At 71.3% G+C, this 19,385-nt stretch carries 20 protein-coding genes; 14 read left to right on the top strand and 6 right to left on the bottom strand.

From position 1 onward, the window contains the following. Nucleotides 1-46: 46 nt before the first annotated feature. Nucleotides 47-1,060, bottom strand: coding sequence for a LacI family DNA-binding transcriptional regulator (locus ACIPTO_RS31790; RefSeq protein WP_366321062.1), 1,014 nt, complete (start codon nt 1,058-1,060; stop codon nt 47-49). 405 nt (nt 1,061-1,465) lie between these two features. On the opposite strand from ACIPTO_RS31790, the gene ACIPTO_RS31795 reads away from it, so the two are divergent. After that, nucleotides 1,466-3,397, top strand: coding sequence for an acyl-CoA dehydrogenase family protein (locus ACIPTO_RS31795; RefSeq protein WP_366321064.1), 1,932 nt, complete (start codon nt 1,466-1,468; stop codon nt 3,395-3,397). Between the two features lie 46 nt (nt 3,398-3,443). On the opposite strand, the gene ACIPTO_RS31800 is transcribed toward ACIPTO_RS31795, so the two are convergent. After that, nucleotides 3,444-3,893, bottom strand: a complete 450-nt coding sequence (locus ACIPTO_RS31800; protein WP_401197854.1) for a lamin tail domain-containing protein — start codon at nt 3,891-3,893, stop codon at nt 3,444-3,446. A gap of 188 nt (nt 3,894-4,081) precedes the next feature. Here ACIPTO_RS31800 and dxr point away from each other — a divergent pair, with 188 nt between their 5' ends. The 6 genes from dxr (at nt 4,082) to ACIPTO_RS31830 (ending at nt 11,549) form a co-directional block, all read left to right on the top strand. Continuing rightward, complete coding sequence (gene dxr, locus ACIPTO_RS31805) at nt 4,082-5,359, top strand: 1-deoxy-D-xylulose-5-phosphate reductoisomerase (RefSeq protein WP_366321068.1); 1,278 nt, start codon at nt 4,082-4,084, stop codon at nt 5,357-5,359. 8 nt (nt 5,360-5,367) lie between these two features. Beyond that, entirely contained in the window at nt 5,368-6,660 is a 1,293-nt protein-coding gene (locus tag ACIPTO_RS31810) for a site-2 protease family protein (protein ID WP_366321172.1), read from the top strand. Nucleotides 6,661-6,828: 168 nt separating this feature from the next. Then, nucleotides 6,829-7,986, top strand: coding sequence for a flavodoxin-dependent (E)-4-hydroxy-3-methylbut-2-enyl-diphosphate synthase (gene ispG, locus ACIPTO_RS31815; protein ID WP_366321070.1), 1,158 nt, complete (start codon nt 6,829-6,831; stop codon nt 7,984-7,986). 248 nt (nt 7,987-8,234) lie between these two features. Then, nucleotides 8,235-9,083 (top strand): GNAT family N-acetyltransferase, encoded by an 849-nt coding sequence (locus ACIPTO_RS31820; RefSeq protein WP_366321072.1) that lies wholly within the window; start codon nt 8,235-8,237, stop codon nt 9,081-9,083. A 125-nt stretch (nt 9,084-9,208) separates the two neighbouring features. Beyond that, a complete protein-coding gene (locus ACIPTO_RS31825; RefSeq protein WP_366321074.1) occupies nt 9,209-9,772 on the top strand; it encodes a GNAT family N-acetyltransferase in 564 nt (187 codons plus the stop codon). 73 nt (nt 9,773-9,845) lie between these two features. Beyond that, a complete protein-coding gene (locus ACIPTO_RS31830) occupies nt 9,846-11,549 on the top strand; it encodes a proline--tRNA ligase (RefSeq protein WP_366321076.1) in 1,704 nt (567 codons plus the stop codon). A gap of 84 nt (nt 11,550-11,633) precedes the next feature. On the opposite strand, the gene ACIPTO_RS31835 is transcribed toward ACIPTO_RS31830, so the two are convergent. Beyond that, a complete protein-coding gene (locus tag ACIPTO_RS31835) occupies nt 11,634-12,050 on the bottom strand; it encodes a hypothetical protein (RefSeq protein ID WP_401197860.1) in 417 nt (138 codons plus the stop codon). Nucleotides 12,051-12,065: 15 nt separating this feature from the next. Between ACIPTO_RS31835 and ACIPTO_RS31840 the strand changes: the two genes are divergently transcribed. From ACIPTO_RS31840 to ACIPTO_RS31855, 4 genes are read left to right on the top strand one after another with little or no spacing between them, the layout of a single operon-like run. Further along, nucleotides 12,066-13,025 carry an FAD:protein FMN transferase gene (locus tag ACIPTO_RS31840; RefSeq protein ID WP_401197862.1) on the top strand — a complete coding sequence of 320 codons (960 nt, stop codon included), beginning with the start codon at nt 12,066-12,068 and terminating at the stop codon, nt 13,023-13,025. Further along, the gene (locus ACIPTO_RS31845; protein ID WP_401197865.1) at nt 13,022-13,603 is read left to right on the top strand and encodes a ferric reductase-like transmembrane domain-containing protein; all 582 of its coding nucleotides are present in this window, start codon (nt 13,022-13,024) and stop codon (nt 13,601-13,603) included. The genes ACIPTO_RS31840 and ACIPTO_RS31845 overlap by 4 nt, the downstream gene beginning before the upstream one ends. Continuing rightward, a complete protein-coding gene (locus ACIPTO_RS31850; protein WP_401197867.1) occupies nt 13,600-14,817 on the top strand; it encodes an NADH-ubiquinone oxidoreductase-F iron-sulfur binding region domain-containing protein in 1,218 nt (405 codons plus the stop codon). Before ACIPTO_RS31845 ends, ACIPTO_RS31850 begins: the two co-directional genes overlap by 4 nt. 2 nt (nt 14,818-14,819) lie before the next feature. After that, complete coding sequence (locus tag ACIPTO_RS31855; RefSeq protein ID WP_401197869.1) at nt 14,820-15,035, top strand: ferredoxin; 216 nt, start codon at nt 14,820-14,822, stop codon at nt 15,033-15,035. A gap of 77 nt (nt 15,036-15,112) precedes the next feature. Here ACIPTO_RS31855 and ACIPTO_RS31860 read toward each other — a convergent pair whose 3' ends face one another. Genes ACIPTO_RS31860 through ACIPTO_RS31870 form a run of 3 tightly spaced genes read right to left on the bottom strand, consistent with a single transcriptional unit; the run spans nt 15,113 to nt 17,040 of the window. Further along, nucleotides 15,113-16,003, bottom strand: a complete 891-nt coding sequence (locus ACIPTO_RS31860; RefSeq protein WP_401197872.1) for an aminoglycoside phosphotransferase family protein — start codon at nt 16,001-16,003, stop codon at nt 15,113-15,115. A gap of 51 nt (nt 16,004-16,054) precedes the next feature. After that, on the bottom strand, nt 16,055-16,519 hold the full coding sequence (locus ACIPTO_RS31865; protein WP_366321088.1) for a ferritin-like domain-containing protein: 465 nt from the start codon (nt 16,517-16,519) through the stop codon (nt 16,055-16,057). Then, nucleotides 16,516-17,040, bottom strand: a complete 525-nt coding sequence (locus ACIPTO_RS31870) for a hypothetical protein (RefSeq protein ID WP_401197874.1) — start codon at nt 17,038-17,040, stop codon at nt 16,516-16,518. The genes ACIPTO_RS31865 and ACIPTO_RS31870 overlap by 4 nt, the downstream gene beginning before the upstream one ends. Before the next feature lie 307 nt (nt 17,041-17,347). Here ACIPTO_RS31870 and rimP point away from each other — a divergent pair, with 307 nt between their 5' ends. The 3 genes from rimP to ACIPTO_RS31885 all read left to right on the top strand — a co-directional run bounded on the left by rimP (nt 17,348) and on the right by ACIPTO_RS31885 (nt 19,278). Then, nucleotides 17,348-17,908, top strand: coding sequence for a ribosome maturation factor RimP (gene rimP / locus ACIPTO_RS31875; protein ID WP_366321092.1), 561 nt, complete (start codon nt 17,348-17,350; stop codon nt 17,906-17,908). A gap of 2 nt (nt 17,909-17,910) precedes the next feature. Then, on the top strand, nt 17,911-18,909 hold the full coding sequence (gene nusA, locus ACIPTO_RS31880; protein WP_266773091.1) for a transcription termination factor NusA: 999 nt from the start codon (nt 17,911-17,913) through the stop codon (nt 18,907-18,909). Between the two features lie 90 nt (nt 18,910-18,999). Next, the gene (locus ACIPTO_RS31885; protein ID WP_266773092.1) at nt 19,000-19,278 is read left to right on the top strand and encodes a YlxR family protein; all 279 of its coding nucleotides are present in this window, start codon (nt 19,000-19,002) and stop codon (nt 19,276-19,278) included. The last annotated feature ends 107 nt before the right edge of the window (nt 19,279-19,385 follow it).

Genomic DNA, 19,385 nt, shown 5'->3' on the forward strand with positions numbered 1-19,385 from the left:
GACAGCGGAACAGGGGTAACCGCACAAACACGTGGAGCGTGACCGGTCAGGAAGCCGCAGGTGCCGGTCCCGTGCTCGCCCGCACCGTCAACTCCGGTGCGATCAGCACGACGTCGTCGCTGCCGCGGCCGTCCAGCTTGGCCACCAGATGCTCCACGGCACAGCGGCCCATCTCCTGGGCGGGGATGGCGACGGACGTCAGCCGCACCGAGGCCTGGGTGGCGACCTGATCGGGGCAGACCGCGACCACCGACACGTCCTCCGGCACGGCCCGGCCCTGCTGCCGCAGCAGCGCGAGCAGCGGCTCGACCGCCGACTCGTTCTGCACGACGAAGCCCGTGGTGCCGGGGCGCTCGTCGAAGATCCGGGCCAGGGTCAGCGACATCGCGTCGTACCCGCCCTCGCACGGCCGGTGCAGCACCCGTAGGCCCAACTCCCTTGCCCGGGAACGGAGTCCGTCGAGGGTGCGCTCGGCGAAGCCGGTGTGCCGTTCGTAGACCGCGGGGGCCTCGCCGATGACCGCGATGTCGTGGTGGCCGAGCTTGGCGAGGTGGTCGACGCACAGCGCGCCGGTCGCCGCGAAGTCGAGGTCGACGCAGGTCAGTCCGGTGGTGTCGGCGGGGAGGCCGATGAGCACCGAGGGCTGGTCGGTGCCCCGCAGCAGGGGGAGGCGTTCGTCGTCGAGTTCGACGTCCATCAGGATCATCGCGTCGGCGAGGCCGCTGCCGGTGACCCGGCGCACCGCGTCGGGACCCTCCTCGCCGGTGAGCAGCAGCACGTCGTAGCCGTGCAGGCGGGCGGTGGTCGCCACGGCGATGGCGATCTCCATCATCACCGGCACGTACATGTCCGTGCGCAGCGGGACCATCAGCGCGATGATGTTCGACCGGCTGCTGGCGAGGGCGCGGGCGCCCGCGTTCGGGTGGTAGCCCAGCTCGCGGATGCTCTGCTCGACCCGCTGCCGGGTGGCTCCGGAGATGGACCGCTTGCCGCTGAGGACATAGCTCACCGTGCTCGCCGAGACTCCGGCGTGCTGGGCGACCTCGGCGAGGGTGACCATCCAGCTCTCCAAGCTTTGTGAAGCGCTTCGACAGTGCGCGTTGCTGACAAGGGCGAGTGAGGGTGGTTCGACATTAGCTTCAGGCGGTGTAGGTGTCCATAGGCTGTCGAAGCGCTTCGACACTTTCTCGGTGCACCCGATCCCGGATGTGGGTGAAGGCTACGTCTCCGGCACCGGATCCGGCATCGGCATCGAGCCCGGCGTCGGGCCCGCATCGGCATCGGCTCCGGCACCGGCTCCGGCCGGCGCCGAGGGCCACTGGACACGCGGGCCCGTTTCGTCGACATCGGCCGGACGGACGCGCGAAGGGTGGCTGCCTCGCCGGGGATCGGGTACATACGAACGGGTAGCACCCGTCGGTAACCGCCATGGTCCGAGGGCCCTCTTCGCGGCGAGGTGAACCTCATGTCCGCTCCATCCAGCAAACCCGTCGTCACCGAGCGAGAGGCCCGGCAGGTGGCGGAGGCGGCCCGGGAACAGGACTGGCGCAAGCCCAGCTTCGCCAAGGAACTGTTCCTCGGCCGCTTCCGGCTCGACCTGATCCACCCCCACCCCCTCCCGGCCGCCGAGGACTCCCGCCGCGGCGAGGAGTTCCTCGCGAAGCTGCGCGTCTTCTGCGAGACGCGGATCGACGCGGCCCGCATCGAACGCGAGGCACGCATCCCCGACGAGGTCATCGCCGGCCTCAAGGAACTCGGCGCCCTCGGCATGAAGATCGACACCAAGTACGGCGGCCTCGGCCTCACCCAGGTGTACTACAACAAGGCGCTGGCCCTGGTGGGCTCCGCCTGCCCCGCCGTCGGCGTGCTGCTCTCCGCCCACCAGTCGATCGGCGTACCGCAGCCGCTCAAGCTGTTCGGCACCGACGAGCAGAAGGCGGAGTTCCTGCCCCGCTGCGCCCGCACCGACATCAGCGCCTTCCTGCTCACCGAGCCGGACGTCGGCTCCGACCCGGCGCGGCTCGCGACCAGCGCGGTGCGGGACGGGGACGCGTACGTCCTCGACGGGGTGAAACTCTGGACCACCAACGGCGTGATCGCCGACCTGCTGGTCGTGATGGCCCGGGTGCCGAAGTCGGCGGACGGCAAGGGCGGCATCACGGCCTTCGTCGTCGAGACCGACTCGCCCGGCATCACCGTCGAGAACCGCAACGCCTTCATGGGCCTGCGCGGCATCGAGAACGGCGTCACCCGCTTCCACCAGGTCCGGGTCCCGGTCGCGAACCGCATCGGCCCCGAGGGCGCGGGCCTCAAGATCGCCCTCACCACCCTCAACACCGGCCGCCTCTCGCTGCCCGCCTCCTGCGTCGCGGCCGGCAAGTGGTGCCTGAAGATCGCCCGCGAGTGGTCGGCGGCGCGTGAGCAGTGGGGCAGGCCGATCTCCGGCCACGAGGCCGTGGGCGCGAAGATCTCCTTCATCGCGGCCACCACCTTCGCCCTGGAGGCCGTGCTCGACCTGTCCTCGCAGATGGCCGACGAGGACCGCAACGACATCCGCATCGAGGGCGCGCTCGCCAAGCTCTTCGCGTCCGAGATGGGCTGGCTGATGGCGGACGAACTCGTCCAGATCCGCGGCGGCCGGGGCTTCGAGACGGCCGAGTCCCTCGCGGCGCGCGGCGAGCGGGCGGTCCCCGCCGAGCAGGTCCTGCGCGACCTCCGGATCAACCGCATCTTCGAAGGCTCGACCGAGATCATGCACCTCCTCATCGCCCGCGAGGCCGTCGACGCCCACCTCAAGGTCGCCGGCGACCTCATCGACCCGGACAAGTCCCTCCAGGACAAGGCGAAAGCGGGCGCGGGAGCGGGCGTCTTCTACGCCAAGTGGCTCCCGAAACTGGTCGCGGGCAGCGGCCAACTCCCGGGCTCCTACGGCGACTTCCGCCATGGCGTCGATCTCTCCCGGCACCTGCGCTACGTCGAGCGCAACGCCCGCAAACTGGCCCGCTCGACCTTCTACGCCATGTCCCGCTGGCAGGGCCGGATGGAGACCAAGCAGGGATTCCTGGGCCGGATCGTCGACATCGGCGCCGAGCTCTTCGCGATGAGCGCGGCCTGCGTACGGGCCGAACTCCTGCGCACCCAGGGCGATCACGGCCGCGAGGCCTATCAACTCGCCGACGCCTTCTGCGCACAGTCCCGCATCCGCGTCGAGGAACTCTTCGGCCGGCTGTGGACCAACACCGACGCCGTCGACCACAAGGTCGTCAAGGGCGTCATGGGCGGCGCCTACGCGTGGCTGGAGCAGGGCATCGTCGACCCCTCGGGCGACGGACCCTGGATCGCCGACACGACCCCGGGCCCGTCCAAGACGGACAACCTGCACCGCCCGGTCGGCTAGGTCCTGTCCGCGAAGTCCTGTCCGCCGGACAGGCCCCGGCCCCGGTTCAGCAGTACTTGTCGCTCGGATCCCGTGTCGTCCACGAACAGGTGTCGACCTTGCTCCCGTTGGACTTCGTCAGCGTCGCCGTGTCGCTGGTGTTGTTCCAGACGTAGGCGCCCCGGCCCTGATACGTGTTCGACGCGGTGTCCGTGCCCTTGCCGGTGTGCACCTTGATGTACTTGCCGGCGCCGATCTTGATGTTCTTGAAGGTGTAGCGGTGGTTGGAGACGTCCTTCAGGATCCAGCCCTTGAGGGAGATCGCCGACCGGCTGGTGTTCTTGATCTGCACCCACTCGCCGTTCAGGCTCGCGTTCGACCGGTTGTCCGAGCCCGGGCTGTCGAACCAGACGTGGTGGATCGTGACCCCGCCGGCGGCCTCGGCCGGCGTGCTCAGCAGGGTGCCGGTGAAGATCACGGCGCCCGCGAGCGCGGGCAGGGCAGAGCGTTTCCGCATGGAGAATCCCCCCAGGATGTCGTCCACGCACCGGCAGTCCACCGGCGCAGGACTGAAGTGTTATCACACGACCTTCACGCCGTATTCACAAAGGGGGATTTCCCTTCAATCACCGACGAGAGCCGATAAGCCACCCGCCCGAGGGAACCGCTGTCCACCAGTCCCTCCATTGCGGCAACAATGGAGGGATGACCGACAGTCCTGCCAGTCCAGCACCCCTCGCCGACCCCCATCTCGTCTACGACCCCGTCGTGGGCGACGGTCCCCGGGCCCTGGTGATCCTCGGGTCCACCGGGTCCATCGGCACCCAGGCCATCGACCTGGTGCTGCGCAACCCGGACCGCTTCGAGGTCACCGCCCTCTCCGCGAACGGCGGCCGGGTCGGCCTCCTCGCCGAGCAGGCGTACCGGCTGAGGGTGCGGACGGTGGGGGTCGCCCGCGAGGACGCCGTACCGGCACTGCGCGAAGCGCTCGCCGCGCGCTACGGCACGGGGGAACCCCTCCCGGAGATCCTGGCCGGACCCGACGCGGCCACCCGGCTCGCCGCCTCCGACTGCCACACCGTGCTGAACGGCATCACCGGATCCATCGGCCTCGCGCCCACCCTCGCCGCCCTGGAGGCGGGCCGCGTCCTCGCGCTCGCCAACAAGGAGTCGCTCATCGTCGGCGGCCCGCTGGTGAAGGCGCTCGCCAAGCCCGGCCAGATCATCCCGGTGGACTCCGAGCACGCGGCGCTCTTCCAGGCCCTCGCGGCCGGCACCCGCGCCGACGTCCGCAAGCTCGTCGTCACCGCGTCCGGCGGCCCCTTCCGCGGTCGTACGAAGGCGGACCTGGCGCGCGTGACCGTGGAGGAGGCGCTCGCGCACCCCACCTGGGCGATGGGGCCCGTGATCACGATCAACTCGGCGACCCTGGTGAACAAGGGCCTCGAAGTGATCGAGGCGCACCTGCTGTACGACATTCCCTTCGATCGCATTGAGGTGGTCGTGCACCCGCAGTCGTATGTCCACTCGATGGTGGAATTCACGGACGGCTCGACACTCGCCCAGGCGACGCCCCCCGACATGCGCGGGCCGATCGCCATCGGGCTCGGCTGGCCCGAGCGGGTCCCGGACGCGGCGCCCGCGTTCGACTGGAGCAAGGCGTCGACGTGGGAGTTCTTCCCGCTCGACACCGAGGCGTTCCCGTCGGTCGGCCTCGCCCGGCACGTGGGACAGCTCGCGGGCACGGCCCCGGCGGTGTTCAATGCGGCCAACGAGGAGTGCGTGGAGGCGTTCCGCGCGGGCGCGCTGCCGTTCAACGGAATCATGGAGACGGTGACACGGGTGGTCGAGGAACACGGGACGCCGGCCACGGGAACTTCGCTGACCGTGCCGGACGTCCTCGAAGCGGAGACCTGGGCGCGCGCCCGGGCCCGCGAACTGACAGCGCAGACGACCACGGCGAACGCGGAGGCGCGTGCATGACAGCCCTGATGATGATCCTCGGCATAGTCGTCTTCGCGGTCGGCCTGCTGGTCTCGATCGCCTGGCACGAGCTGGGGCATCTCTCCACCGCGAAGCTCTTCGGCATCCGCGTGCCCCAGTACATGGTCGGCTTCGGCCCGACCATCTGGTCCAAGCGCAGGGGCGACACCGAGTACGGCTTCAAGGCCATCCCGTTCGGCGGCTACATCCGCATGATCGGCATGTTCCCGCCAGGACCCGACGGCAGGATCGAGTCCCGGTCCACCTCGCCCTGGCGCAGCATGATCGAGGACGCCCGCTCGGCCGCCTTCGAGGAGCTGGAGCCCGGCGACGAGTCCCGCCTGTTTTACACACGCAAGCCCTGGAAACGGGTCATCGTGATGTTCGCGGGCCCCTTCATGAACCTCATCCTCGCCGTCGCGCTCTTCCTCACCGTCCTGATGGGCTTCGGCATCTCGCAGCAGACCAACACGGTCAGCTCGGTCTCCGAGTGCGTCATCGCGCAGAGCCAGAACCGCGACACTTGCAAGAAGACCGACCCGGCGTCCCCCGCGGCGGCGGCGGGCCTGAAGGCGGGCGACAAGATCGTCAGTTTCAACGGCGTCAGGACGACGGACTGGAACAAGCTCTCCGACCTGATCCGCGCCACCCCCGGCAGGACCGTCCCGATCGTCGTCGAGCGCAAGGGCCAGGCCCTCACCCTCCACGCGAAGATCGCGTCGAACCAGGTCGCCAAGAAGGACTCCAGCGGCCAGATCGTCCAGGGGCAGTACGTCACGGCCGGCTTCCTCGGCTTCAGCGCGGCCACCGGCATCGTCCGCCAGGACTTCAGTGAGTCCCTCACCTGGATGGGAGACCGCATGGGCGAGGCCGTCGACTCCATCGCGGCCCTCCCCGGCAAGATCCCGGCCCTGTGGAACGCGGCCTTCGACGGCGCGCCCCGCCAGGCCGACTCCCCGATGGGCGTGGTCGGCGCGGCCCGCGTCGGCGGCGAGATCTTCACCCTCGACATCCCGCCCACCCAGCAGCTGGCCATGGCCCTCATGCTGGTCGCGGGCTTCAACCTCTCCCTGTTCCTCTTCAACATGCTCCCGCTGCTCCCGCTCGACGGCGGGCATGTCGCGGGCGCGCTGTGGGAGGCGCTGCGGCGGAACCTGGCGAAGGTGCTCAAGCGGCCGGACCCGGGCCCGTTCGACGTGGCGAAGCTGATGCCGGTCGCTTACGTGGTGGCCGGGATCTTCGTCTGCTTCACCCTGCTCGTCCTGGTGGCGGACGTGGTTAACCCGGTGAAAATCTCCTAGCCACCCGTGGTTCGTGGCGGCCCGGCATCTTTCGTGCCGGGCCGCTCTCCATTGGGTGGGTTTAACCTCGGGATGTGCTCGGGCCCGTGCGGTTGACGTAATCTCGAAGCCTGGAGCCCGCTGTTCCGGGACCGGGGCCTTGATCCACGACTTGGGGTTGCACAGCAGATGACTGCGATTTCTCTCGGCATTCCGTCCGTTCCGACCCGGCTCGCCGAGCGCCGCAAGAGCCGGCAGATCCAGGTCGGATCCGTGGCGGTCGGCGGCGACGCGCCGGTGTCGGTGCAGTCCATGACGACCACCCGTACGTCGGACATCGGCGCCACCCTCCAGCAGATCGCCGAGCTGACCGCGTCCGGCTGCCAGATCGTCCGCGTGGCCTGCCCGACGCAGGACGACGCCGACGCGCTCGCGACGATCGCCCGCAAGTCGCAGATCCCGGTGATCGCCGACATCCACTTCCAGCCGAAGTACGTCTTCGCCGCGATCGAGGCCGGCTGTGCGGCGGTCCGGGTCAACCCCGGCAACATCAAGCAGTTCGACGACAAGGTCAAGGAGATCGCGCGCGCCGCGAAGGACCACGGCACGCCGATCCGCATCGGTGTGAACGCGGGCTCGCTGGACGCCCGGCTGCTGAAGAAGTACGGCAAGGCCACGCCCGAGGCACTGGCCGAGTCCGCCCTGTGGGAGGCGTCGCTCTTCGAGGAGCACGACTTCCGGGAGATCAAGATCTCGGTCAAGCACAACGACCCGGTGATCATGGTCGAGGCGTACCGCCAGCTCGCCGCCCAGTGCGACTACCCGCTCCACCTCGGCGTCACCGAGGCGGGCCCGGCCTTCCAGGGCACGATCAAGTCGGCCGTGGCGTTCGGCGCGCTGCTCTCGCAGGGCATCGGCGACACGATCCGCGTCTCCCTCTCGGCCCCGCCGGTCGAGGAGGTCAAGGTCGGCAACCAGATCCTGGAGTCCCTGAACCTCAAGCCCCGCCGCCTGGAGATCGTCTCCTGCCCCTCCTGCGGCCGCGCCCAGGTCGACGTCTACAAGCTCGCCGAGGAGGTCACGGCAGGCCTGGAGGGCATGGAGGTCCCGCTCCGCGTCGCGGTCATGGGCTGCGTCGTCAACGGCCCCGGTGAGGCCCGCGAAGCCGATCTCGGCGTCGCCTCCGGCAACGGCAAGGGCCAGATCTTCGTCAAGGGCGAGGTCATCAAGACCGTGCCCGAGTCGAAGATCGTGGAGACCCTCATCGAAGAGGCGATGAAGATCGCCGAGCAGATGGAGGCGGACGGGGTGGCCTCGGGCGAGCCGACGGTGGCGGTCGCGGGCTGAAAAGGCTTGTGGGCTTTGCCCGTCGGCTCGGCTCCTGGGCCTCGCTTCTCAGCACCGGTCGACGGCATCAGCCCGTCCGGCGTCCGAGGGCGGGGCCGTTCAGGCCGGCAGCGGGGGCCTGGGGGCGGCAGCCCCCGGACGTCCACCGTCCCCACCTCCACGGAAAAGCACACGGCACGGGGCGGCACCGCTCAGCTTCCGCGGGTACAGTGCGGAGATCAGCAGACCCTCAGGGTGAGGCCCCGCACGTGTTGACCCAGACCACCTCTCGGGTGCTCGAACCGAGCGACCTGGACGCCGCGCTCGCCGTGCTCGACCGCGAGCCGGTCACGAACGCCTTCGTGACCTCGCGGGTACAGGTCGCCGGCCTCGACCCCTGGCGGCTCGGCGGCGAGATGTGGGGCTGGTACGAGGACGGCATGCTGACGTCCCTCTGCTACGCGGGCGCCAACCTCGTCCCGATCTGCGCGACCCCCAGAGCCGTCCGCGCCTTCGCCGACCGCGCCCGCAGGGCGGGCCGCCGCTGCTCCTCGATCGTCGGCCCGGCCGAGCCGACCGCCCAGCTCTGGCGGCTCCTCGAACCCAGCTGGGGCCCCGCCCGCGAGGTCCGCGCCCGCCAGCCCCTCATGGTCGCCGACCGCATGCCCGCGGACATCGCCGCCGACCCGTACGTCCGCCGTATCCGCAAGGACGAGATGGACACGATCATGCCGGCGTGCGTGGCGATGTTCACCGAGGAGGTCGGCGTCTCCCCGCTGGCCGGCGACGGGGGCCTCCTCTACCAGGCCCGTGTGGCCGAACTCGTGGGCTCGGGACGGTCGTTCGCGCGTCTCGACGAGCAGGGCAAGGTCGTCTTCAAGGCGGAGATCGGCGCGGCGACCTCCCAGGCCTGCCAGATCCAGGGCGTCTGGGTGGCCCCCGAACACCGGGGCAGAGGCGTGGCGGCTCCCGCGATGGCGGCGGTGCTGCGTTACGCCCTGGCGGACGTGGCCCCCGTGGTCAGCCTCTACGTGAACGACTTCAACACCCCGGCGCGAAGGGCGTACTTGAGGGTCGGCTTCCAAGAGGTCGGCGCGTTCATGAGCGTCCTGTTCTGACCCGATCAAGGGCGTCCCCCCGGGCGCGCGGGGCTGTGACATGTGCGGCTCCGCCGCAGGGGCGCGACCAGCCACGGACGGCCCGCGCCCGCAACACGACCACCACCCCCCTGTACTCTCCCCCCATGCGATTTCCCGGTCACGGCCACCGCCACCCCGCAGACGTCGTGATCGCCCCCCTGGACCTCTCGGCCCACGTCGACGAAGCTCTCGCCGTACAGGCCATCGCCTTCGGCCTGGGCGCGGACGAGGTGGCCGTACGCAGGCAGATCGTCCTGCGCCACATGACCTACCCGGGTGCACGAGCCTTCGGCGCCACCTCGGCGGAGCGCCTCGTCGGCTTCGTCTACGGCATGCCCAACAGCCGCACCCACTGGTGGTCCACGGTCGTGGAGCCCTACCTCCGCGCCCGCGAGCACGACGACTGGCTCGACCACTCCTTCGTGATCACCGAGCTGCACGTCCACCCGCACTACCAGAACCGCGGCGCCGGCCGTTCCCTGATCACCACCATCACGGACACCGCCACCGAACCCCGCTCGATCCTCTCCGCGATCGACACCGACAGCCCCGCCCGCGGCCTCTACCGCTCCCTCGGCTACGAGGACCTCGCCCGCCAGGTCCTCTTCCCGAGCGCCCCGAAGCCGTACGCCGTGATGGGCGCCCCCCTGCCGCTTCGCCGCCGCTAACCGATTTCCACCGGCACAGCACGCCCGGCTAACCTCCTAGCCATCACCCTTTCCCGGCAGGAGTACAGGAACCATGGCGAACGCACCGGTCCAGCGCATGTCCCAGTTGATGGCGAAGACGCTGCGCGACGACCCGGCGGACGCCGAGGTCCTCAGCCACAAGCTGCTCGTGCGGGCCGGGTACGTCCGCCGTACCGCCGCCGGGATCTGGTCGTGGCTGCCCCTGGGCAAGAAGGTGCTCTCGAACGTCGAGCGGATCGTGCGCGAGGAGATGGACGCGATCGGCGCCCAGGAGGTGCTGCTCCCCGCGATCCTGCCCCGCGAGCCGTACGAGGCGACCGGCCGCTGGGAGGAGTACGGCCCCGAGCTGTTCCGCCTCAAGGACCGCAAGGGCGGCGACTACCTCCTCGGCCCGACCCACGAGGAGATCTTCACGCTGCTCGTGAAGGACCAGGCGTCCTCCTACAAGGACCTGCCGGTCATCCTCTACCAGATCCAGAACAAGTACCGCGACGAGGCCCGCCCGCGGGCCGGTGTGCTGCGCGGCCGTGAGTTCCTGATGAAGGACTCGTACTCCTTCGACACGGAGGACGAGGGCCTCGCCCACTCCTACGCCCTGCACCGCGAGGCCTACCAGAAGGTGTTCGCGCGCCTCGGCCTCGACTACCGCATCTGCGCCGCCACCGCGGGCGCGATGGGCGGCTCCAAGTCGGAGGAGTTCCTGGCCCCCGCCGAGGCCGGCGAGGACACCTTCGCGGACTGCCCGAACTGCGACTTCGCCGCCAACACCGAAGCGATCACGTACGAGTCGAAGCCCGTGGACGCGGCCGGCGTGCCCGCGCTCGAAGAGATCCCCACCCCCGACACCCCCACCATCGAGACCCTCGCCGCCCACCTCGGCGTCGAGGCCTCCGCCACGCTGAAGAACCTCCTCGTGAAGGTCGACGGCGAGATCGTGGCCGTGGGCGTCCCCGGCGACCGCGAGGTCGACCTCGACAAGGTCGAGGCCCATTTCGCCCCCGCCGCCGTGGAGTTGGTGACGGCCGAGGACTTCACCGGCCGTCCCGACCTCGTACGCGGCTACGTCGGCCCGCAGGGCCTGGGCGAGAAGGTCACCTACATCGCCGACCCGCGCGTGGCCCCCGGCACCGGCTGGATCACGGGCGCCAACAAGGAGGGCACGCACGCGAAGAACGTCGTGGCGGGCCGTGACTTCGAGGTCGACACGTACGTCGACGTCGTGGTCGTCCAGGAGGGCGACCCCTGCCCCCGCTGCGGCACCGGCCTCAAGCTCGACCGCGCCATCGAGATCGGCCACATCTTCCAGCTCGGCCGCAAGTACGCCGACGCCCTCAAGCTCGACGTCCTCGGCCAGCACGGCAAGCCGGTCCGCGTGACCATGGGCTCCTACGGCATCGGCGTCTCCCGCGCGGTCGCCGCCCTCGCCGAGCAGACCGCCGACGACAAGGGCCTGTGCTGGCCCGCCGAGGTCGCCCCGGCCGACGTGCACGTCGTCGCGGCGGGCAAGGCCCTGCAGACCGAACTCGCCCTGGACGTCTCGGAGAAGCTGCGCGCGGCCGGCCTGCGCGTCCTGGTCGACGACCGCGCCGGGGTCTCCCCGGGCGTGAAGTTCACCGACTCGGAGCTGATCGGCGTACCGAAGATCCTGGTCGCGGGCCGCCGCTCCGCCGAGGGCGTCCTGGAGCTGAAGGACCGCAGGACCGGCGAGCGCGAGGAGCTGACCGTCGACGAGGCGCTCGCCCGCCTCACCGCGTGAGCGGCGGCCACCAGACATAGCTTGTTGAAGCCTCAAGCAATTTAAGATTCCTCTCAGAGAGTTCTTGTGGGGCGTATGGCCGCCTCACAGACTTCTCTCAGGCTGGTCCCCGACCGTAGGACGTGACAGAGCGTCACTGCGGAGGGGAACGGTCATGACAGTCAAGGAGCGTGGGGCCGCTACGGCGGTCCGCAGAGGCAAGCGGCGCATCGCGGCCGTCACGGCAGCGGTCACGCTGGCGGCGGCGGCCGGGGTGTTCGCCCTGGTCGGCACGGTGCGGTCGGACGCGGAGGCGGACACGGCGGCGAGCAGCACGGGCACGACCACGTCGTCGTCCCCCTCGCCGTCCGCGTCCTCCACCACCGCGTCCACATCGGACGGTTCGAGCACCACGTCGTCCTCGTCGTCCTCATCTTCTTCGTCGTCTTCGTCTTCGTCCTCGTCGGACCTCCAGTCGTCGTCCGGTGTCACGTCCTCGTCCGGCGGCTCCACCGACTCCACGTCGGGAGCGTCGTGATGAGCACAGCGACCCTGCGCACGACGGCCGCCGCCGACTGGCGCGCCCTCGGGACCGGCGTCCGGCTGGTCGTCACCGACCCGGCCCTCCTGGACTCCTGCAACCTCCTCCTCGCCCGGCACCTCGCCGAGGTCGACGCCGCCTGCAGCCGGTTCCGTACCGACTCCGAACTGACCGCCCTGGAAGCCGCGTCGGGCCGTCCGGTCACCGTCAGCCCGCTGCTCGCCGAGGCGTTGGCGGTCGCCCTGCGCGCCGCGGAGGCGACGGACGGCGCGGTCGACCCGACGGTCGGCTCGGCCATGAACTCCCTCGGCTACGACCGCGACTTCACCCTCGTCCGCGAGGACGACCGCCCGGTCCGCCTCACCGTGAAGCGCGCCCCGAGCTGGCGCGCGATCGACCTGGACCCGGCGACGGGCACGGTCACCGTCCCGGCCGGCGTCCGCCTGGACCTCGGCGCCACCGCCAAGGCATGGGCGGCCGACAAGGCGGCGGCGATGCTCGCCCAAGTCGCGGGCTGCGGCGTCCTGGTGAGCCTGGGCGGCGACACGGCCGTCGCGGGGGAGCCCCCGGCCGGCGGCTGGAACATCCGCGTCCAGGACGTCACCGGTTCCGTCGACGAGACGCCCGCGCACGGTACGTACGCCACGGTCGCCCTGCGCTCCGGCGGCCTCGCCACCTCGGGAACCGCCGCCCGCCGCTGGCGCCGCAACGGCTACGAACTGCACCACATCGTCGACCCGCGCACCGGCCTCCCCGTCCGCAGCCCCTGGCGCACGGTCGCGGTCGCCGCCGCGACGAGCGCCGACGCGAACGCGGCGAGCACCGCGTCCCTGGTCAAGGGAGCGGGCGCGGAACGCTGGCTGACCCGCCTGGGCCTCCCCGCCCGCCTGGTCGCCCAGGACGGCACGGTCGTCACGACCCCGGGCTGGCCCACCCACCGGGCGGTCGCCGCGTGAACTCCGAGATCCTCTGGTACGCCAACCGCGCCACCGGAGCCGTCTGCCTCGTCCTGTTCACGGTCGTGGTCCTGCTCGGCATCGCGGTCCGCCTGCGCACCCGCCTCCCCGGCCTGCCCCGCTTCGGCACGGTCGCCCTGCACCGCGGCCTCTCCCTCTCCGCGACGGCGTTCCTGGCCGTGCACATCGCCATGGCGGTGATCGACGGCTATGTGGACATCACCGTCCTGGACGCGGTCGTCCCGTTCGTCTCCGCCTACGAACCCCTCTGGCTCGGCCTCGGCACGGTCGCCCTCGACCTGATGCTCGCGGTCCTGGTCACCAGCTTCCTGAGGGACCACATCGGACACCGCACCTGGCGGGCGCTGCACTGGCTCGCGTACGCCTCCTGGCCGGTCGCCCTGATCCACGGCATCGGCATCGGCACGGACACCGGCACCGACTGGATGACCTGGCTGACCGTGTCCTGCGTGGCCGCCGTGGTCGCCGCCTTCGGCATCCGCCTGGCCCACTCCGCCCGCGCCTCCCGCCGCACCCCCGCCGCTCTGCTCCGCACCGCCGAAGGAGCCCGCTCATGACCGCCACCTCCACCGACGTCCACATGTCCCCCCGCCTCCTCGCCCCCGGCGGTACCGCGGCCGACCTCTCCACCCACGAACTCCGCTACGGCCCCCTGTCGTACGGAGATCCCGACGGCGTCCTGAGAACGGTCGCCGAGTCCGGCCTCACCGGCCGCGGAGGCGCCGCGTTCCCGACGTACCGCAAGCTGGTCGCGGTGGCCGACGCGGGCCGTCGTACGGGCCGTGCGCCGGTGGTCGTGGCGAACGGCGCGGAAGGCGAACCGGCCAGCCGGAAGGACAGGACCCTCCTGCGCCTGTCACCCCATCTCGTCCTGGACGGGCTGCAGTTGGCGGCCAGGGCGGTAGGCGCCGGGGAAGCTCACCTGGCGGTGGAGGACGGCGCCTCCTACCTGGAATCGGCCCTGGCCCGGCGCCACGACCCGCTGCCCGTCCGGATCGTCCGCCTGCCCAGACGCTTCCTGTCCGGCCAGGCCTCGGCGCTCGCGCAGTACGTCTCCGGCAGCGCCCCGCTGCCCCGCCACCAGCACCCACCGGTCCGCGAACGCGGGGTGCGCAAGGCACCCACCCTCGTCCAGAACGTGGAGACCCTGGCCCACCTCGCCCTGGTCGCCCGCTACGGCGCCGACTGGTTCCGCAGCGCCGGCACCCCCGCCCAGCCCGGCAGCGCGCTCTGCACCCTGCACGCGCCGGGCCGCGAAGTCCGGGTCGTGGAAGCCCCGTTCGGCCTCCCGCTGAACCGACTGCTCCCTCTGGAGGCAGCCTCCGCGGTGTTGGTCGGCGGCTACCACGGCACCTGGATCACGGCCGCCGAAGCCTCCCGACGCGCCCTGGACGCAAGCGACTTGGGAGCAGGCGTGCTGGCCGCGCTCCCGGCCGGCCGCTGCGGAGTCGCCGAAACCGCCCGCGTCCTGCGCTACCTGGCCCTCCAGTCGGCCGGCCAGTGCGGCCCCTGCCTCAACGGCCTCCCGCGCATCGCCTCCGCCTTCCAGGCCCTGGCCACCCCCGGCCCGCAGGGCAACACCCGCCAGGACGTGGCCCGTTGGTCGGGCCTGGTGGAGGGCCGGGGCGCCTGCCACCACCCCGACGGCACGACCCGCCTGGTGCGCAGCGCGCTGACCGTGTTCGCCCCCGAACTCGACGCCCACGCGCGGGGTGTGTGCACGGCGACCGACACCACCCCCCTGCTCCCGATCCCGAACGAGGCCCACTGACCATGGACCACCGACACCTCGACATCGACTGGACGTCCTGCCGGGCCCACGGCCTCTGCGCGGAACTCCTCCCCGACCACATCACGTTGGACGAGTGGGGCTACCCGCTGACGGACGGTTCCCCCATCCCGCCGCGAGCCCTGAAGCGAGCCCGCAGAGCGGCCTCGGACTGCCCCGTGCTGGCCCTGAGGCTCCGCCCCACCGAAGCGCCCCGCTAGGGGCGCGGGGCTGTGACATGTGCGGCTCCGCCGCGTGGGCGCGACCAGCCACAGCGCACCCGCACCCGGAAGACTGCCTAAAGCCACCCGGCGAACTCCAGCAGCAACTCGGCATCCCGGGGCCGCCCCACGCGCAGGGCCCGCACCCCGGACTCCACGGCCCGGAACAACGTCCACCCCCGCAACCGCTCCTGATCCACCTCCAAGGACTCGGCAAGCCGCTTGACCCGCCGCCGGGTCGTCGCGGCACCTGACGGCGTGGCGATCAGATCCTCCACCCGGTCCCGCACCAGCCGGGCGAGATCGAACGCACACTCACCCACCACGGGATCCGGCCCCACCGCGAGCCACGGCATCCGCTCGGCCGCCAGCACCTTGCTCTGCCGGAACGTCCCGTGCAGCAACCGCACCTCGGGCGGCGCGGCCAACAGCTCCTCGCGGGCGTCCAGCGCGGCGGAGACGAGCGCGGAGACATCGCCCTCCGCACCCCGCATGGCGACGGCCTGCCGTCCCGTCCGCTCCGTCACGGTCTCGAACGCGTGGTCACCGGGCGGCTCGACCCACAGCCGCCGCAACGTTCCCGCGGCCTCCAGCAACGCCTTGGCCTCCGGCAGCGACCGCACCGACACATCCGGATGCAACCGCTCCAGCACCAGCACACCCTCGGCCGCGAACGGCTCGACGAGCTGCACCGCACCCAGCCCGCCCCACCGCGCGAGCGCGGCCCGCTCGCTCTCGGGACGAGCCCGGCCAGGGGCCAGTTTCAACACCGCAGGGGTGCCGTCGGCCCGCCGTACCAGCACGACCAGACTGCTCCGCCCACCGGGCACCTGCACGCGCTCGACCGTCAACTCGCGTAGATCGACGGCCTGTCGGGCCACCTCGGGCAGCTTCTCCAACCAGTCGTCACCGCTCGGTGCCGTCTCACCGAGCGCCCTCACCAGACGCTGCGGCGGTTCGAAAGCCATGCGCGAGTCGTTCCCTTCCTGCGGTACTGCCGTCCTGCGTCCCCGTGCGGATCACGCCGTGGGTGTCGCCGTGGCCGTGGGTGTCGCGGCCCGCTCGGCGAGACCAGGGAAGGGTACGCTCCCGCCGCGCCAGCGCACCGCGCGGACCGCCGCTTCGCGCAGCGCCTCCGCGGCCGTGCCCCGCAGGCCGCCCGTCGCCGCCCTTACGAGGTCGGAGTAGACCCCGGCCACCCGGTCCTCCAGCTCCGCGGCGAGCCGCACGGCCGACGCCGAGTCCGGCACCGGGAACGGCAGCGCGTACCCGGCGGACGCGGCCACCGGCGTGCCGCCCAGGTCCCGCACCTCACGGACCAGCGCGTCGCGCCGGGCCCGGTGGGCGTCGTAGGCCGTCTTCGCCTCCTGGCGGCGGCCCTCGCGGATGCGGCCGCCGACGACGCCGTAGCCGTACACCGCCGCGTGTTCCGCGGCCAGGGCCGCCTGCACCGCGGTCAGTTCCGCGGCCTTCTCCTCGCTCACTTGGCACCCTCCGTCAGCAGATACGCGTGGACGGCTCCGGCGGCGGCCACCGAGGCCAGCAGACGGGCCAGTTCACCGGGCAGGTCGAGCAGCGCCTTGGCCCGCCGGTCGGCGAGAGCGCGCTCGGCCGCCGCGAGTCCGGCGAGGGCGTCGCCCTCGGTCGCGGCGGCGGCCGGAGCGGACGGGGTCGGCGACGGCGAGGCGCTCGCCGTGGCCGACGGGGTCGAGCGGGTGCCGCCGAAGGCCGTCGTGTGCCGGACGACCTCCGCGCGCAGCGGGTCCAGGCGGGGCGCGAGGGCCGGGTAGGCGGCGAGGACCGTGTCGTAGTGGCGCACGAGGGTCTCGCTGTCGGAGGCCGCACGCGCGCGGGCGTGTTCGGCCGCGGACGCGCTGCCGCCCGTGGTCCCGGAGTCGTCGGCACCGGAGGAACAGCCCGCGAGGAGGGCGGCCCCGGCGGCCGAGACGAGCAGGCTCCTTCTGCGCGGCCCGGCGAGGGTGCGCGGAGATGAGGGGAACGGCACGGCAGACGTCCTCGGGGGCTCGTACGAACGAAAAGGCGAGAAGGGCGGCGCGGCCCGTGATCACGGTACCCGCGCACACCCCCGACTCATGTCACCGGCTCGTGCACCGGCCCGACGGGCGCGGGGAACCGCGCGACCGGCCCACCCCGACCGGTGCGCGCCCCACCACCGCACCCACCCGTGCCCAACAGCGCCCCGCTCCACCGCCGGAGGCACAGGTGGACGGCAACACACCCCGCGACCGGATACCCTTTGTGCAGACACGCGCCCTACCCACAACAGCACACGCGGCCGAGGAGTCACCCGGATGAGCACGACCCAGAGCGAGAGGCTGCGAGAACTGCTGGAACCGCTCGTCAGCTCCCAGGGACTCGACCTCGAAGAGGTCGCGGTGGACTCGGTCGGACGCAAGCGGGTGCTGCGCGTGGTCGTCGACTCCGACTCGGGTGCCGATCTGGACCGGGTCGCGGATGTCAGCCGCGCGCTCTCGGCGAAGCTCGACGAGACCGACGCGATGGGTGCGGGGGAGTACACCCTCGAAGTCGGGACCCCCGGTGCCGAGCGCGAGCTCACCGAACACCGCCACTACGTACGCGCCACCGACCGGCTGGTCAAGTTCCAGCTGGCCGACAGCGGTGAGCTGGTCGCCCGGATCATCGCGGTGGACGAGGACGGCATCGACGTCGAGGTGCCCGGCGTGAAGGGGCGCAAGCCCACCGCCAAGCGGCTCGCCCTCGCCGATGTCGTCAAGGCCCGCGTCCAGGTCGAGTTCAACCGCAAGAACAAGAGCGACGACGTCCAGGACACCGACGGTGCCGGCGGCATCGGCGACAACGAAGACAACGAAGAGAACGCAGAGGAGGCGTAGCCGTGGACATCGACATGAGTGCCCTGCGGGGCTTGGTGCGGGAGAAGGAGATCTCCTTCAGCCTGTTGGTCGAGGCGATCGAGTCGGCCCTCCTCATCGCCTACCACCGCACCGAAGGAAGCCGCCGCCACGCGCGCGTGGAGCTCAACCGGGAGACCGGCCACGTGACGGTGTGGGCGAAGGAGGACCCCGAGGACCTGGAGGAGGGGCAGGAGGCGCGCGAGTTCGACGACACCCCGTCCGACTTCGGCCGGATCGCCGCCACCACCGCCAAGCAGGTCATCCTGCAGCGGCTGCGCGACGCCGAGGACGACGCGACGCTCGGCGAGTACGCGGGCCGCGAGGGCGACATCGTCACCGGAGTGGTCCAGCAGGGCCGCGACCCGAAGAACGTGCTCGTCGACATCGGCAAGCTGGAGGCCATCCTCCCGGTGCAGGAGCAGGTCCCCGGCGAGACGTACCCGCACGGCATGCGCCTGAGGTCGTACGTCGTCCGGGTGGCGAAGGGCGTGCGCGGCCCGTCCGTGACGCTGTCCCGCACGCATCCCAACCTGGTGAAGAAGCTGTTCGCCATGGAGGTGCCGGAGATCGCCGACGGGTCGGTGGAGATCGCCGCCATCGCGCGCGAGGCCGGCCACCGCACGAAGATCGCCGTCCGCTCGACCCGCAGCGGTCTGAACGCAAAGGGCGCCTGCATCGGCCCCATGGGCGGCCGGGTGCGCGCGGTGATGGGCGAGCTGAACGGCGAGAAGATCGACATCGTCGACTGGTCGGACGACCCGGCCGACATGGTGGCCAACGCGCTGTCCCCGGCCCGGGTCTCCCGCGTCGAGGTGGTCGACCTCGCGGCCCGCTCCGCGCGCGTGACAGTGCCGGACTACCAGCTGTCGCTCGCGATCGGCAAGGAAGGGCAGAATGCCCGGCTCGCCGCCCGTCTGACCGGCTGGCGGATCGACATCCGCCCCGACACCGAACAGCCGTCCGACCAGCCCGGGGAATAGATCTCGGCCTCTCGTGGCTCAGATCACGACAACAGCCGTTCGATTCTTGCCCCCAAAGGGTGAGGTCGGTGCGGGGAGGTAGACTTAACAGTGTCTGGCCGGACGCGAGCCCGCGCATGCCCTGAGCGCACCTGTGTGGGGTGTCGGGAGCGAGCGGCCAAGAAGGACTTGCTGCGCACCGTGGCGATCGAGGGCGAATGCGTCCCCGATGATCGCGGTACGCTGCCCGGCCGGGGTGCATATCTGCATCCCGCCCTGGTCTGTCTGGACCTGGCGGTCCGCCGCCGGGCGTTCCCACGGGCGCTGCGTGCCCAGGGAGCGCTCGACACAAAGGCGTTGCGCCTCTACGTCGAGCAGGCAACACCGTAAGAGCGAGTCGTACGGAACCTCCGTGCGGCCCGGTATTCCGCGAGTTGGAAGTAGGTCGAGATTGCGATGAGCACTCGATGAGCACGCGATGAGTACGCCCATGAAGT

This window comes from Streptomyces sp. NPDC090083 (assembly GCF_044747445.1).
Classification (GTDB): Bacteria; Actinomycetota; Actinomycetes; order Streptomycetales; family Streptomycetaceae; genus Streptomyces.

Bases quoted from the DNA above. Each gene is read 5' to 3' on its own strand.
- ACIPTO_RS31830 (WP_366321076.1), top strand. From the start codon at position 9,846: ATGGCGAACGCACCGGTCCAGCGCATGTCCCAGTTGATGGCGAAGACG.
- ispG (WP_366321070.1), top strand. From the start codon at position 6,829: ATGACTGCGATTTCTCTCGGCATTCCGTCCGTTCCGACCCGGCTCGCC.
- dxr (WP_366321068.1), top strand. From the start codon at position 4,082: ATGACCGACAGTCCTGCCAGTCCAGCACCCCTCGCCGACCCCCATCTC.
- ACIPTO_RS31860 (WP_401197872.1), bottom strand. From the start codon at position 16,003: ATGGCTTTCGAACCGCCGCAGCGTCTGGTGAGGGCGCTCGGTGAGACG.
- ACIPTO_RS31840 (WP_401197862.1), top strand. From the start codon at position 12,066: ATGAGCACAGCGACCCTGCGCACGACGGCCGCCGCCGACTGGCGCGCC.
- ACIPTO_RS31825 (WP_366321074.1), top strand. From the start codon at position 9,209: ATGCGATTTCCCGGTCACGGCCACCGCCACCCCGCAGACGTCGTGATC.
- rimP (WP_366321092.1), top strand. From the start codon at position 17,348: ATGAGCACGACCCAGAGCGAGAGGCTGCGAGAACTGCTGGAACCGCTC.
- ACIPTO_RS31855 (WP_401197869.1), top strand. From the start codon at position 14,820: ATGGACCACCGACACCTCGACATCGACTGGACGTCCTGCCGGGCCCAC.
- ACIPTO_RS31795 (WP_366321064.1), top strand. From the start codon at position 1,466: ATGTCCGCTCCATCCAGCAAACCCGTCGTCACCGAGCGAGAGGCCCGG.
- ACIPTO_RS31850 (WP_401197867.1), top strand. From the start codon at position 13,600: ATGACCGCCACCTCCACCGACGTCCACATGTCCCCCCGCCTCCTCGCC.
- ACIPTO_RS31810 (WP_366321172.1), top strand. From the start codon at position 5,368: ATGATGATCCTCGGCATAGTCGTCTTCGCGGTCGGCCTGCTGGTCTCG.
- ACIPTO_RS31800 (WP_401197854.1), bottom strand. From the start codon at position 3,893: ATGCGGAAACGCTCTGCCCTGCCCGCGCTCGCGGGCGCCGTGATCTTC.
- ACIPTO_RS31790 (WP_366321062.1), bottom strand. From the start codon at position 1,060: ATGGTCACCCTCGCCGAGGTCGCCCAGCACGCCGGAGTCTCGGCGAGC.